This window comes from Prevotella sp. TF12-30 (genome assembly GCF_003436715.1).
In the GTDB taxonomy this organism is placed as follows: Bacteria; Bacteroidota; Bacteroidia; order Bacteroidales; family Bacteroidaceae; genus Prevotella; species Prevotella copri_A.
On sequence record NZ_QSQJ01000002.1, the window covers coordinates 115,941 to 130,415 of the forward strand.

The 14,475-nt window shown below is 44.1% G+C and carries 9 protein-coding genes; 6 read left to right on the forward strand and 3 right to left on the reverse strand.

Translation table 11 applies throughout. The annotated features are described in order from the left end of the window. The first annotated feature begins 161 nt into the window (after nt 1-161). The 4 genes from DXD25_RS01645 (at nt 162) to DXD25_RS01660 (ending at nt 9,665) form a co-directional block, all read left to right on the forward strand. Entirely contained in the window at nt 162-800 is a 639-nt protein-coding gene (locus DXD25_RS01645; RefSeq protein ID WP_117661489.1) for a hypothetical protein, read from the forward strand. Nucleotides 801-1,326: 526 nt separating this feature from the next. Next, nucleotides 1,327-4,659: a helicase-related protein gene (locus DXD25_RS01650; RefSeq protein WP_117661490.1), complete on the forward strand. Its 3,333-nt coding sequence runs from the start codon at nt 1,327-1,329 to the stop codon at nt 4,657-4,659. A gap of 49 nt (nt 4,660-4,708) precedes the next feature. Next, the gene (locus DXD25_RS01655) at nt 4,709-7,867 is read left to right on the forward strand and encodes a TaqI-like C-terminal specificity domain-containing protein (protein ID WP_117661491.1); all 3,159 of its coding nucleotides are present in this window, start codon (nt 4,709-4,711) and stop codon (nt 7,865-7,867) included. Nucleotides 7,868-8,222: 355 nt separating this feature from the next. Further along, nucleotides 8,223-9,665: a sodium:alanine symporter family protein gene (locus DXD25_RS01660; RefSeq protein WP_117661492.1), complete on the forward strand. Its 1,443-nt coding sequence runs from the start codon at nt 8,223-8,225 to the stop codon at nt 9,663-9,665. A gap of 161 nt (nt 9,666-9,826) precedes the next feature. Here DXD25_RS01660 and DXD25_RS01665 read toward each other — a convergent pair whose 3' ends face one another. Next, nucleotides 9,827-10,819 (reverse strand): hypothetical protein, encoded by a 993-nt coding sequence (locus tag DXD25_RS01665; RefSeq protein ID WP_117661493.1) that lies wholly within the window; start codon nt 10,817-10,819, stop codon nt 9,827-9,829. Next, nucleotides 10,816-10,980, reverse strand: coding sequence for a hypothetical protein (locus DXD25_RS16565; RefSeq protein ID WP_158556273.1), 165 nt, complete (start codon nt 10,978-10,980; stop codon nt 10,816-10,818). Before DXD25_RS16565 ends, DXD25_RS01665 begins: the two co-directional genes overlap by 4 nt. Before the next feature lie 349 nt (nt 10,981-11,329). On the opposite strand from DXD25_RS16565, the gene DXD25_RS01670 reads away from it, so the two are divergent. Together DXD25_RS01670 and DXD25_RS01675 are read left to right on the forward strand one after the other, a co-directional pair. Further along, nucleotides 11,330-13,177: a histidine kinase gene (locus DXD25_RS01670; RefSeq protein WP_117661494.1), complete on the forward strand. Its 1,848-nt coding sequence runs from the start codon at nt 11,330-11,332 to the stop codon at nt 13,175-13,177. A 47-nt stretch (nt 13,178-13,224) separates the two neighbouring features. Beyond that, nucleotides 13,225-13,857 (forward strand): response regulator transcription factor, encoded by a 633-nt coding sequence (locus DXD25_RS01675; protein ID WP_117661495.1) that lies wholly within the window; start codon nt 13,225-13,227, stop codon nt 13,855-13,857. 61 nt (nt 13,858-13,918) lie between these two features. Here DXD25_RS01675 and DXD25_RS01680 read toward each other — a convergent pair whose 3' ends face one another. Continuing rightward, nucleotides 13,919-14,464 carry a carbonic anhydrase gene (locus DXD25_RS01680; RefSeq protein ID WP_301332456.1) on the reverse strand — a complete coding sequence of 182 codons (546 nt, stop codon included), beginning with the start codon at nt 14,462-14,464 and terminating at the stop codon, nt 13,919-13,921. Nucleotides 14,465-14,475 lie beyond the last annotated feature (11 nt).

Here is a 14,475-nt window from a genome sequence, read left to right on the forward strand (position 1 = left end):
AATATCGGTTCAACGTCGTTGAACGGAACTTTCATCTAGGGATAAATACTTTTATCTCTAGGTTTGAGAACTATTATGATGAGGAGCAATCATCATTACTCTTGACTGTAATGGCTGTCTCAATATGGAGTGATAACAAACTTAATAAGAAAGGAATCGGTATGGCAAAGTACAAGTTGCAAGAGTTAACTGACATGCGTAATGAAGGCAAGCGTAGAGTTTATCCCAAGATAGTGACCAATCGGACACTATCCAGAAAAGAATTCATCAAGAGAATGCAGGGCTACCATCGTGGTATTTCGGAAAGTACCACGGAGGCAGTATTGCTAGATGTGGCTGATATGCTGGTAGAAATGCTCTCCATGGGCTACAATGTGAATCTGGAAGGTATCGGTACCTTCTCCCTCTCCCTCGGTTTCGAGGACGATAAGCCTACGGAAATGCAGAGTGAAGAGGATAAGATGACGTATCGCAAGGTGGGAGTGAAGGACATCAACTTCAAGGCATCTCCTGAATTTCTCAAGAGTGTGAAGCAGGAAACCGATCGCGGTCTGGAACGTGATATGGGTGGCGTAAAGGTGATTCGCAAGCAGCTCTATTCCAGAGATGAGCGCATCGCCCGTGCCCTAGAGATGATAGAAGCCAATGGTCTCATCACCCTCTCTGATTATGCCTACATCAACAACCTGAGCCGCACCGCCGCCTCCCTGGAACTGAAGGAAATCACCGCCGACCGAACTTCACCGATAGGTTCTATGGGCAGCGGTAGCCACAAGGTTTGGGTGAAGAGAAAAGAATAAATTTAAATGAGTTTTTATATTATTTTATTGGGATTTGCAAGAAACTTTCCGATTTTCTTGCAAATCCCAATTCTTTTTATTACTTTTGCAGTTGTCTTGCTGTGGATGGCTGGCGATGAGTCGCTGGCTAGGTAAAAATCCATGGCTTGGCCTATCATAATTAAGAAAGACGTGTACTACGTTTTCTTCTGGTCTATTGAAACCTAGGAAATTTCAAATTGATATTCAGATGAAGACAGCGGTAGGCGCCTTCGCTTACGTGTATATACACAGGCATAGGTGTGCCCTTTCCATTCTATGGGAAGAGTGCATCCTATGCTATCATCTATATGCAAGTTTGGCGTAGGTTTCTGTTGCTTCTTACCCTTAATATCAAAGGTTTTCCTAGGACCTCAATAGGCAAGGGTAATGCGAGTGATAGATTCCCTACGCCATTTCTGTTTTGGTAGCAACCATACAAACTAACAAGAATGTTTCTGCTTGGGGGAATGGCGGAAGTGCCAATAGCCTAAGGAAATACAGACAGATGAGCACTAAGTTTTTTAATAATACTCCTGATAATTCCCTGTTCGAGAAGTTCAAGGGAATAGCCCATAATATGCTTGATTTTCATGCCTTTCAGGCCGTAGTAGGATATTTCCGAAGCTCGGGCTATTTCAAACTTCGTGAGGAATTTGAACACGTCAAAAAGATACAGATATTGGTAGGTATCAATATCGACAACATATTCCGTAAGCAATCCAAACTCTTTTTCGGACAGATTGATGAACAAGCCGTCATCGATGCCTATTCTCACGATTTCGTTGAAGAAGTGAAGAATGCAGGCTATGATGAGCAGACGGAGAGAGGTATCCTCCAGTTTTGCCAGGACATCATCGACAAAAAACTGGAGATGCGTATCCATCGCAGTAAGAACCTCCATGCCAAATTCTATCTTCTTCTCCCCGAAAATCATAACCCAAACTCTGATGGCTGGGTTATTATGGGTTCCTCCAATCTATCCGATTCCGGAATGGGAACCGTGCCCAGCAACCGGTATGAGTTGAACGTGGCGATGAAGGATTATGATGATGTGGAATATTGCAAGCAGGAATTTGAGCAGCTTTGGGAGCAGGCCGTTCCTCTGAATCTGAAAGATCTCGAGCAGATGAAGGCGAAGACTCATCTTGCCCAGTTGACTACACCATACGAACTCTATATGAAGGTGCTGATAGACACTTTCGGTTCGCAGGTGGAGGATGACTTTACGATGGAAATGCCTGAGGGTGTGAAGGATATCCGCTATCAGCACGATGCCGTGATTCAGGGTTATCAGATGCTGATGCAGCACAATGGCTTCTTCCTTGCCGATGTGGTGGGTTTGGGTAAGACCATTGTTGCCACGATGATTGCCAAGCGATTTGTTGAAGCAAATGGAAGATACACCAATATCCTGGTGGTTTATCCGCCAGCCTTGGAAAAGAACTGGACTGATACCTTCAAGCTTTTCGGCATCAAGCGCTACGCCCAGTTTGTGAGCAATGGCAGTCTGAATAAAATCATAGAGGGCGAAGGCAACTTCCGTGAAAAGGGAGAGTATGACCTGGTGATTGTTGATGAGGCGCATAACTTCCGTGGAGCCACCGCTGGCAGATACGATGATTTGCAGTTAATCTGCAAGACTCCTCGCATGAACGAAGGTTTGGTAAAAGGCCATCACAAGAAGGTGATGCTGCTTTCGGCTACTCCGCTCAATAATCGTCCAACCGATCTTCTGAATCTTTTGCTTCTCTTCCAGAATGCCCGCTATTCTACCATCGAAGGCATCCAGAATCTGCCCGTAACCTTCTCTCTATGGATAGAAGAATATGATAAGCTGATGCGTGAGCGTAAGTTAGACAAGCATAACGAAAGAAATGCAGAATTTGCCAAGCGTACCGATGACCTCTACGAAAAGATAAGAACGCAAGTGATTGATAAGGTGACGGTTAGACGAACCCGAAACAATATCAAGAATGTGCCTGCCTACAAGAAAGACTTGGATGACCAGCACATCGTATTCCCGGATATTCTGCCTCCTAACGAATTGATGTATGAATTAAATGGTGGTTTGAATGATCTCTTCTATAGTACGATGGCGATTCTTACCGATACGCCTCATCCCGAAGATAATCCTACAGGAAAAGGTTTGCACTATGCCCGCTATCGTGCCGTGGAGTTCTTGCAGGGCGAGGCGCGCAAGAAGTATCCTACTGCCCTCCATATTTCCACCATGCTGACAGGCATCTATCGTGTTCACATGGTCAAGCGATTGGAGAGCAGTTTCTATGCCTTCCGCCGTTCGCTCCACACTTTCCTCCGCATTACCGAGGATATGATTAAGATGTTTGACCAGAACAAGGTGATTATCGCTCCCGATATCAACGTGAAGGATAAGCAAGCCAAGGGCTGGGAGTTGGATCGCATCATAGAATATGCCGTAGAAAAAGGCTTGAAAGAGGAAGATACGGTCTTTAAAGGTGAGGATTTCAGCGAACGGTTCCTGGAGATGCTGAAAGAAGATGCTGAGAATTTGAAGGATTTGTGCAAACAATGGGATGAGGTAAGCGAAGCCCCTAAGCTGGAACTGTTTATCGATAAACTGGAGCATGAATTCTTTGATAAAGAGATAAATCCTACAGGCAAACTGGTTATCTTCTCGGAGAGCGTAGATACCGTGAATTATCTGACGGAGCAGTTGCAGAATCGACTGCATCGCCATGATATTCTGGATGTCTGTGCCAGCAATCGTACCAACCGACAGGAACTTCTCCGCAAGTGCTTTGATGCCAACTATGCCGAGCAATCGGATGAATTCAACATCGTGATTACCTCTGATGTGCTTGCCGAAGGTGTCAATCTGCATCGTGCCAACGTCATCATCAACTACGATTCGCCATGGAATGCTACCCGACTGATGCAGCGCATTGGTCGTGTAAACCGTATCGGTTCGGTGGCAGACAAGATATACAACTACATGTTCTATCCGTCGATGCAGGGCAACCAGGAGATTCATCTCTATAGCAACGCCCTCATCAAGTTGCAGGGCTTCCATTCAGCCTTTGGCGAGGATGCGCAGATTTACTCTAGAGAGGAAATTGTGAAAGAGTTCCAGATGTTTAATCCTGATATTCAGGATGCTGTGGATAGAAACCTGAAGTTCCTGGAAGAAGCCCGTGAGCTTTATCGCACCCATCGCAAGCTCTACAATCATATCAAGGCTTTGCCGATGAAGAGCCGAACGGTAAGGGAAATCGGAAAACATCCTCATTCCACCATCGTCTATCTTTCTTCGCCTCAGAAGGTGGAGTATTATTGGGTTAAGGCTGACGGCAAGGCTTTGTCTATCCCATTCTTGGATGCGATGGACATCATGAAAGCTGAAATGGAGGAGAAGCCGGGTGACTTTGCGAAGGTGATGGATTTCCATTACGAGCAGGTGAAACTGGCATTGGAATCCTACCAGAAGGTGGTGAGAAAGGTGGTGGATGCCGAAAGCATGGAGAACAGGAAGAAAGATAAATCGACCAATGCCGTGCTGAGCATTCTCCGTACGATGAACCGAGCCTTGAATGCTGTGGATGCGGAGAAGACTGTGGCGCAAATCAAGAAGCTGGAGCAGATAGTGGAACTGGGCGTCTTCATCGGTCTCAATTCAAGCATCAACAGTTTCAATCGCCAGGTAAAGAAGCAGAAACCATCCAGCGAAGACCTCGTAGCGCAAATCATAGACAAGATAGATGAACTCTTTGAACGCTACAATATTCCGCTGGATACCGACGAGGAAAGAAACGAGGAAATCTTGGAACCGCAGATTGTGGTATCAGAGTCATTCATCTAAGTCTCTCTATATATAATAAGGTGTAAAAACAGAAAAAACAAAGATAGTTATGGCTACATATAATAAAGAAACATTCAAGCGACTCTTTCAGTCGAAGTTCAATCTTTCGAAGTGGCAGATGTTGTTGCAGGATTACTTTCATGCAGACAAGGTGCGTGTGAGTCCTGAGGTTTTGGACGAGGATGCCGAAGACCGCAAGGGATATTTCCTGGGCAGCATGACAACGCAAGATAATTATGAGTTAGGATTCTTCTATTATGAAATGGAGGATGGTTCGGTGCTGCGCCGCAAGGTGGGGCTTTGTAACCTGATTCGTCCTTATTTGGGCTATGGCTTTGATGCTGCCTTGGCGGTATTTAATGATGGAACCAACTGGCGCCTGTCTTTGATTTGCGACTTGAAGGAAGATGCTACCAGCACCAAGCGATTCACCTATGTGTTTGGTGATGAGAAGGCTTTTTATAAGACTCCTATACTTCGTTTTGAAAGCTTACGGACAAAAGCCAATGAGTTTCTTGAAATCAAGAAAGCCTTCTCTGTTGAGGCTCTTTCTGATGATTTCTTTGATGAATACCGTAAACAGTATGCCGAGTTCGTGAAATTCCTTACGGGTAAGGAATACGTAAAGAAGGGAAACAAATGGGTGGAGCAGAAAACAGGAGAGCCAGATGCCCAATACTTTACATCCTTTAAGGAGGATGATAAACTGGTGCGCGATTATATCAAGAAGATGATGGGTCGTATCGTGTTCCTTTATTTCCTGCAGAGTAAGGGATGGCTTGCTGGCAATCTGCATTACATGCACGATTTGTTCTATGATGCTTCTGATGAGGCAAAGGAAAATTTCCTGGACAAGGTGCTTGAACCTATGTTCTTTGGCTTGCTCAATACCAAGCCTGAGGACCGGAGTAGTGCGCCTTTGGTTAATGGAGTAGGGGTGAAGTATATTCCGAATGCCGGTGAAATTCCTTATCTTAATGGTGGACTCTTCCAGCAGGAGAAGATAGATGAAGTAGAATCAGTTTTCCCTGCCGGAATGTTCCAGTCGCTTTTTGATTTCTTTGATAGTTATAACTTTACGATTGATGAGAACGATCCGAACGATGCCGAGGTGGGTGTAGACCCTGAAATGCTTGGCAAGATTTTCGAGAATCTTTTGGAGGATAACAAGGACAAGGGTGCCTTTTATACGCCAAAGGAAATTGTTCGTTACATGTGTCAGGAGTCGCTGACGGCGTATCTGCAAACAGGTATCGAGGATGCAGAGGTAAAGGAACATATTGCTAACTTTGTGAAAACCAATGATGTGGAGGAGCTGGGTGGAGCTTCTTCAGAACTTGCCATGTCTATCGACCAGAAGTTGATAGACGTGAAGATTTGCGACCCTGCCATCGGTTCGGGTGCTTTCCCTATGGGTTTACTCCGTGAACTCTATGCATGCCGCAAGTCTATCGAAATCTTCGAGGAGGATAATGCTGCCGACATCAAGCGCCACATCATTCAGAACAACATTTATGGTGTTGATATAGAGAAGGGAGCCGTAGATATCGCCCGTCTCCGTTTCTGGCTTGCTCTTATCATCGATGAAAAGGAGCCAATGCCTTTGCCTAATCTCGACTTTAAGATTATGCAGGGCAACTCGTTGCTGGAGAGTTATAAAGGGGTGGACTTGGATGTTACTTCCAAGAAGCTGAAGACTGGTAAGGATACTAAGAAGACTCGTGGCGTTCTCTCGTTGGGTTTTGAGGAAACTGATGTTCAGAAGACCATTCAGGATTTGGTAAAATCATATTTTAGTATCACCGACCATACCTTGCGTGCTCAGCGTCGCCAGCAGATAGATAAGTATGTGAAGGATTACATCAAGGTTTGTGCCGAGGGAAACCATGAGGTGCAGGATGCTGTAGATGAGCTGGAGATTCCAAATGACCAGTTCTTCCTTTGGCATACATATTTTGCGGATGTATTCGAGAAGGGCGGATTTGATATTGTGATTGGTAATCCGCCGTATGGAGTATCAATAAAAGATGATTATCGTAAGGCTGTCGTTGCAAGTTGGGGAAATGTACCAGATTATGAAATATATTATTATTTCATAGTTTTGGCGGCGCCATTGCTGAAAGAAAAGGGAATTATGTCATACATTATTCCTAATACATTCCTATTCAATACTTTCGCAAAACATTTTCGTGAGATGCTTGTTGAAAAATGGAATGTGTTGGAGATTCTTGACTGTACAAAGTTTCCTATTTTTGAGTCTGCAGTAGTTAGAAATGCAATTAATCTTTTTCAAAAAGACTCTGAGGGCAGTAAGCAAGTTGGTTATCGTAATACCGCAAATGTAACTTCGTTTTCTGATTTATTGGAGCGTGAAAGAGTATTTATGACTGTTGAGAGTCTGTTGGCTATGAATCAGAATTGGGGGTTAGCGTTTTACTTAGGTGCGAATGACATAAAAGTTATCAATCAAATATCTTCATCAATTGATAGTATTTGCAATCATTATGATGTATCTCAAGGATATATTCCATATCGAAAATCAGATTTGATTAAGATATATGGAAAAGAAGAAGGAGAACGAATTGTAAAAGAACGACTATGGCATTCTCAGCAGCCTTTGGATAATACATATATTCAAGAGATTTATGGTCGTGATATTACTAAGTATAGTTATCATTCAACTGGCGAATATGTCAAATATGGAAAGCATTTAGCCTGCTATGTAGATTTGAAATTTTTTAATTCATCTAGATTGTTGGTACGTGAAATAACTAATCCACAAATAATAGCTTGTTTGTTGGATGAGTTGTTTGTCAATGATCCACAATTGATATCTGTAATTGTTCGAGACGAGCGTTATTCGTTAGAATTTCTGTGGGGAATATTGAATAGTAAGTTAGCAACTTATTACCATTTCCATCATTCTCCAAAGGCTACTAAAGGAGCCTTTCCAAAAATTTTGGTTCAAGATATTAAAGGTTTTCCTTTGCCAATAGCCTCAGATGAACAGATTAGTAGTTTAGGTAAGGTTTCAAAGAAAGTCTTAACAAAAAAGAAGAGTAATCTTTCGACTGACACTTCCGTCTTGGAGAATCAAATCGACTTCCTTGTCTATCACCTCTATGGCTTGACCTATGATGAAGTGTTGATTGTTGACCCAAAGACTCCAATCTCTCGTGAGGAGTATGAGGCATATAAAGAGGAATAAAAGACGGAATTTCGTAAGTGAGACTAGCTTATTACGAAATTGATATTCAGTATTTTAGTTCTAGCGATCCCGTGAAATGCAGGGTCGCTAGAATCCTGTTCCGAGTGTCAGAGTTGGGGAATATATTATAGGTAGAACTCTTTGTAAAGCTTTTGCCCTTGCATTGCAGATTGCTAGTGTACCCAGGGTGTTGCCCTGGGCTAAGAGCTTTTGGGCCTTCAGCCCGTTCTTGAACCACCTGCGGACGACATAGTATCCTTTAAATTCTGTTTTCTTTGAATAAATTGCTGATTTTTGAAAGAAATTGCGTAATTTTGCAACCGAAAAGAAATAATATTCAGTTTTTAATAGACAAATGGTAGATACATTACAAAACTTTTTAGTTCAGGTTAGCGATTTTCTCTGGTCGTATATCATCATCACCGTGTTGATATGCTGTGCCCTGTTTTTCACTTGGCGTACTAGGTTTGTACAGTTTCGACTCATCAAGGAGATGGTCAGGCTGCTGTTGAATCCCGACAAGATTCAACCGGAGGAGATAGGCCATGATGAGCTGTCGATGGAGGTAAAGGTGGATGGCGAGATGAAACATATCTCTTCCTTCCAGGCTTTCGTGGTGGCATTGGCCAGCCGTATCGGTACGGGTAATCTTGCAGGCGTAGCTACTGCAATCAGCATCGGTGGACCGGGAGCCGTGTTCTGGATGTGGGTGCTGGCTTTACTGGGTTCAGCATCGGCTTTCATCGAATCAACTCTTGCCCAACTTTATAAGCGTAAGGGCAAGACATCCTTCTTTGGTGGACCTGCCTATTATATGAAGTATGGATTGGGAAAGGGATGGATGGGTATTCTCTTTGCCGTCCTGATGATCATCACCTTTGGCTTTGCCTATAATTCTGTTCAGAGCAATACCATCTGTCTGGCTTGGCAGAAAGCATTCGGTATCGAACCAGCTACCATGGGAATTGTGCTTACTGCGCTTACCCTTCTCATCATCTTCGGTGGTATTCAGCGAGTGGCTAAGTTCTCTTCTACCGTGGTTCCTGTGATGGCTGTCGTCTATCTTCTGATAGCTGTAGGAGTAGTGGTTTGGAATATTGCCAGTCTGCCTAAAGTGTTGCTTGCCATTGTGGAGAATGCCTTCGGATTCAATCAGGCTGCCGGCGGAGTGCTGGGTGTTACGGTGATACAGGGCATCAAGCGAGGTTTGTTCAGTAACGAGGCTGGTGAGGGTAGTGCACCTAATGCAGCAGCTGTGGCTACGGTAAGCCATCCGGTGAAGCAAGGTTTGATTCAGGCTTTGGGTGTTTTTACAGATACCTTGGTGGTATGTTCCTGCACCGCCTTCATCATCCTTGTGAGTGGGGTAGATGTTACCGCATCCAATGGTATCCAGCTGACGCAGGATGCCTTGACCCACGAAATCGGAAGTATCGGCAATCCATTTGTGGCTGTGATGATCTGGCTCTTTGCCTTTAGTAGCATCATCGGCAACTATTATTATGGCGAGACCAATGTGAGATATATCAGGGATTCCAAGTTGGGCGTATTTATCTATCGCCTTGCTGTGGCAGCGATGGTGATGGTAGGAGCTGTGGTATCGCTGGATTTCGCATGGAGCTTTGCCGATATCACGATGGCTCTTCTCACGCTCTGTAATCTGGTGGCTATTGTTCTGCTTTCCCGCCAAGCCGTCTTCCTGCTGCAAGATTATCGTCAGCAGAAAAAGGAAGGAAAGAATCCTGTATTCAGCAAGGATAAGATGCCTGAGATTGCTGATAAGCTGGAGGCATGGTAATATACGGCTTTTATCTGAATGATGCAAGAAAAAAGGAAAAAGCTTTGAAAACAATCTTATTTTCAAAGCTTTTTCCTTTTTTCTGTACGTATTGCTTAAAGTATAGTTATAACATTGTCAAATGGTGGTATAACATATAGCTGTCATTGAAATCAGATCTGCTACCACCTGCGGACAACATAGTATCTTGTAGGGAATGCCAGGCTTACAATCAGGGCAAAAATCAGTACAGCAACAATTCCCACAATAATATAGGCTATTACAACACAAATCAGATATATTGCCACTATACTGAGGAAAGAATAGAGCATCATCCAGCTTGCTGCCTTCTTGCCATATTGTTCCTTGTCTTTCTTATATCTGTACCAAAGACACAGAACGGGGGTTGCTATGGTTAATGCTACACCTGTCAGTGATAGGAAGATCTGCGAAGTGCTGTCCTGTTCTGCCAGCGTTGCCAGATATCCAAATAATATGGTAATCACTACAGTTGCTAGTGCCGCCAGTACGGGAACGAGGAGCAACTTGTTGAATCGTTTGTAAGGTATCACTTCCGTGCCACATTTCCCATTCATCCATTTTGCCAATTTCTGGTATCTGAAAACATAAAAGAAAGTGAACACAATGGCGATAAGACCGAGGGCGCCTCCAACAAGTGACAGGAGCAGCAACGCTATGCTCATTAATACTCCAGTTTCTTCCTTTTCGGCGCTTTGCTGAGTTCCTGCTGGTGCTTGCATATCCTCTTTCTTGGCATCTGCATTAGAGGCTTGTTTCCCTTTCTGTTGGGCAACGGCAGTCAGTTCCGTCTTTTCATTCTTGGCGTCTTCCTTGACATCCTGCTGTGTGGCAGCTGCAGGCATTTCTTCTTCTACATCAACATCAGAATCCGGTTCTGGCTCAAATCGTTGGCAGCAGTAAGATGCCACATAAGCCGTTTTGCCCTTGTAGAGGAATCTGATCATGTCGCCATCCATACCTTCCTCCTCAAAAGTATCACCCTGATGCATCATGCCCAACTTCGTAAGATAATTAGGCGAATCCCACACCGTCAGGTCGGCATCTTTCACCTCCCACATATCGCCTTTCTCAGCAAAGCCAGCCATAGAAAGCAATGCGAAGGCGAATACTAACAATAGTTTTACGTATTTCATAAGCCCTGCTCCCTTTCTTCCATTTTCTTCATTTCCTGTTTCTCCTTTGCCTTGTCCCATGCAAAAGAGAATAACTTGCCAAAGAGGCGCAGCACACGCATGGCTATCCATTTGATGACACGCACAATATCCCACAAGATTTCTTCACCAATATTACGCATAATTCTTAAAATTTAAGTTAGACATTTATTATTTGATTATTTACTACTACATTTCGCCGTTCACTTAGGGATGCTAAGTATAACAAGAGAATGACTGAATGCAAAGATAGCGACAATTACCATACAAAGCTTCAAACGACAGTAAAAAAAGGATATTTATATTCATTTCTACGGATTACCATCGTATGCAGCCTATGGTTTTCCGTAGGTAAAGGGACGTATGAACGGAAAAACAACAGCCGCCACCTTTTTTAACAATAGAAAAAATGTCTCTTCCGATTATTTTTCATATCTTTGCACGGACAATCGTTTATGATAGTAATTGCAAATAACGTAAATATAATAGCAAATGAAGCAAACAATACATCACAGGCAGCAAGCCATATTCACATATATTTTCCTTCTGTTATCATCCATCGCTTTCCTTGCCGCTTGTCAACGTGACAACTGCAAAGACGAGAAGCGGGCATATTCCTTGTTTCTGAAAGCCGTCAACTATAATGCTGATGGTGATAAGAAACAGGCCATCCTTCTGATAGACAGCGCACTCAATATGAACTGTGCCGATACCACTCGCAGTTGGCTTACCAGCGAGAAGATGACCGCATATACAGACCTGGGACAGATGAGAGAAGCCATAGAAATCGGAAAGAAAGGCATCCCGTTTGCCGAGAAGATTGAAGATTACGATGGCATGCTTGCCATGTGTGGAGCAATGGGCATCTGCTATCGCAGAATCGGAGAACTGGATTCCTCGCTCATCTATTATAAGAAGGGTATCCAGAAAGCCATAAAAAGTGAAAATGCGGAATATGAGATTTATCTCTACAATTGTATCTCCGTGCTTTTCAACGAACAGAAGAGATTCAGGGAAGCCATAGAGTACTCCGACAAGGCTGAATCTAAAGCTATCGCTATCAACGATACCATAGAGCGTTTGTCTGCCCATGCCAATAAAGGTGCTGTCCTGATGCGACAGGGAAATTACCGGAAAAGCGTCAATAGCCTTACTTCGATGTGGAATATGGTAAAGCAGGCCAATTATAATGTGTTGACCCTCAAATACCTTTCTCCGTTGCTCAAGTCGTACTTGCAACTGGGTAAGGCCGATTCCGTCGCCTTCTATCTCACATACGCCAATGAAGCCTGCCGTAATCTGGCACCTACGAGCAATGGGGTGCTAGGCATATTGGAAATCAAGGCCGACTTGTTGGGGCAACAGAAGAAATACGCTGAGCAATGGCTACTTCTGGACAGCATCGGCAGGTTGGCGGGTACCAATCTGACGATGCCTAAAGACAAGCTTCTCGCCACACAGGCCAGATGCCTCAACAATATGGGTAAATACACTCAGGCATACCAGGCAATGCAAAAGGCATACATGAAAAGTGACTCTCTCAAGCAGAGTGACATCGACAAGCAGTTGAGTGAGTTCAACATCAAGTACAAGACCTTGGAGAAAGAAATGCTGATAGAAAAGATGAACCACGAACAGAGCTTGCTCTATATCCGTATCTTATGGCTCATCCTGGCACTCATCATATTGTTGATAGCCATTCTTGTCATCCTATACCGCAGGAAACTCGACAGGCAGAGAGCCGAATTGTCGGAAAAGACATCCTATATCAATGGTGTGGAGAATGAGCGCAAGCGTCTGGCCAAGGAATTGCATGATGGAGTATGCAACGATATTCTGGCGGTGAATATCATGATGCAGACCAATAAGGAGGAAGCAGAAAGATTGCTTAAAAATGTGGGACATGATGTACGCCGTCTTTCACATGAGCTGATACCACCTAGATTTGACAACACTTCGCTTGCGGAGCTGATAGAAAGCTTCTGTCAATCGGTAACAGTCGAAAACGGAACCATCGTCAAGCCATTCATCAGTACCTCTTTCAATGCGCAGAATCTCCCGGACGGCAAGGCGATAGAGATCTACCGCATCATCCAGGAATGCGTATCCAATGCCATCAAATATGGATACAGCAAGATGATAAGCGTCACGCTGGATACCTGTGGAAAGCAGGGGAGCATATCCATCATCAACGATCTGTCACCACTTCACCCTATCAGCCAGGGCAAGCCAGGCATCGGCAAAGATACCCTGAAGATGAGAGCTGAAGCTCTGCAGGCAGAACTCGATATAAGAAATGATGGAGAAGAGTATCTGGTAGAACTCAAGTTTCAACTATAATCTGCGAGCAAAGGCTTGCGAAAAATTACGCTTAAAAATGTATCATCATGGAAAAGAGCAAAAGCATCCTTATTGTAGATGACCATCCTGTCGTCTTGGTTGGTTTGAGGGCACTCATCCTGCAAGATGGTGTCTATAAAAATGTACAGACCGCCTCTAGCCTCCTATCTGCCAGGGATATCATCAACAGGGAGAATATCGATACCGCTATCATCGACTTGGAACTGAGTAATGAGAATGGTCTGCTGCTTGTCAAGCTGCTTCACCATAAGCATCCCAAGACCAAGATCATTGTCTATACGATGCACGAAGAAATCTGGACGATACGTCAGCTGATGGACGAGGATGTAGATGCCATAGTTTTGAAAGGTGATGACCCGCAGGAACTTCTTACTGCTCTGCACAAGATAGAAGAAGGAAAGGGGTATTATAGTCAACAGTTTTTCAGACTGATCAATCAGCAGAATGTCGAGCAAGTCAACCTCTCTAATAGAGAACTCGAAGTCTTGGAGCACATAGCCGAGGGACATTCGACCAATGCCATCGCCCGGGAGTTGAACATCAGCAACAATACCGTAGAATTTCACCGCCACAACTTGATGAGCAAGCTGCAAGCCAGCAATGTGGCAAATATGGTGAAAAAGGCGATGCAGATGGGGTTGGCGTTCATCAAGCATTGAAAACTATCTTATTTTTTTCTTCTTCATCATCGGCTGATGTTCTCATTATTATTATATAGTTCTATTTTACTTCTGTGAGCTTACCCGTTTGGGAATCGATGATATAACCATGCAGATTGACATCCTTTGGTACAAGAGGGTGAGTACGGATGGTATTAATCGTATTTCTTACAGAATCCTCGGTGTCGTGGAAGCCCTCCAGCCAATGGTCTAGGTCGATGCCGCAAAGTCCGATGGTGTCGATGACATCCTGATGGATGCCGCGCTTGAGCATCAATTCCTTCATCTGCTGGCCGTTCATGTGGCAGGCACCGCAGTTGGAGTGGGCGATGACCATGATTTCCTCTACACCCAGTTCGTAAATGGCAACCAGGAGGCTGCGCATGGCGGAGTCGAATGGACTGATAACCAGTCCACCGGCATTCTTGATGAGCTTGGCATCTCCATTCTTCAATCCCAATGCTGTCGGCAGAAGCTCTGTCAGGCGGGTATCCATACAGGAAAGGATGGCAAGTTTCTTGTCTGGATATTTGCTTGTAAGATACTTCTCGTAACCTTTGCTGGCTACGAATTCCTCGTTATACTTGATAATTTCCTCTATAATCATAGTAGTGCAAA

Coding starts and splice junctions, on each gene's coding strand:
- DXD25_RS01645 (WP_117661489.1), top strand. CDS start 162: ATGGCAAAGTACAAGTTGCAAGAGTTAACTGACATGCGTAATGAAGGC.
- DXD25_RS01650 (WP_117661490.1), top strand. CDS start 1,327: ATGAGCACTAAGTTTTTTAATAATACTCCTGATAATTCCCTGTTCGAG.
- DXD25_RS01655 (WP_117661491.1), top strand. CDS start 4,709: ATGGCTACATATAATAAAGAAACATTCAAGCGACTCTTTCAGTCGAAG.
- DXD25_RS01660 (WP_117661492.1), top strand. CDS start 8,223: ATGGTAGATACATTACAAAACTTTTTAGTTCAGGTTAGCGATTTTCTC.
- DXD25_RS01665 (WP_117661493.1), bottom strand. CDS start 10,819: ATGAAATACGTAAAACTATTGTTAGTATTCGCCTTCGCATTGCTTTCT.
- DXD25_RS16565 (WP_158556273.1), bottom strand. CDS start 10,980: ATGCGTAATATTGGTGAAGAAATCTTGTGGGATATTGTGCGTGTCATC.
- DXD25_RS01670 (WP_117661494.1), top strand. CDS start 11,330: ATGAAGCAAACAATACATCACAGGCAGCAAGCCATATTCACATATATT.
- DXD25_RS01675 (WP_117661495.1), top strand. CDS start 13,225: ATGGAAAAGAGCAAAAGCATCCTTATTGTAGATGACCATCCTGTCGTC.
- DXD25_RS01680 (WP_301332456.1), bottom strand. CDS start 14,464: ATGATTATAGAGGAAATTATCAAGTATAACGAGGAATTCGTAGCCAGC.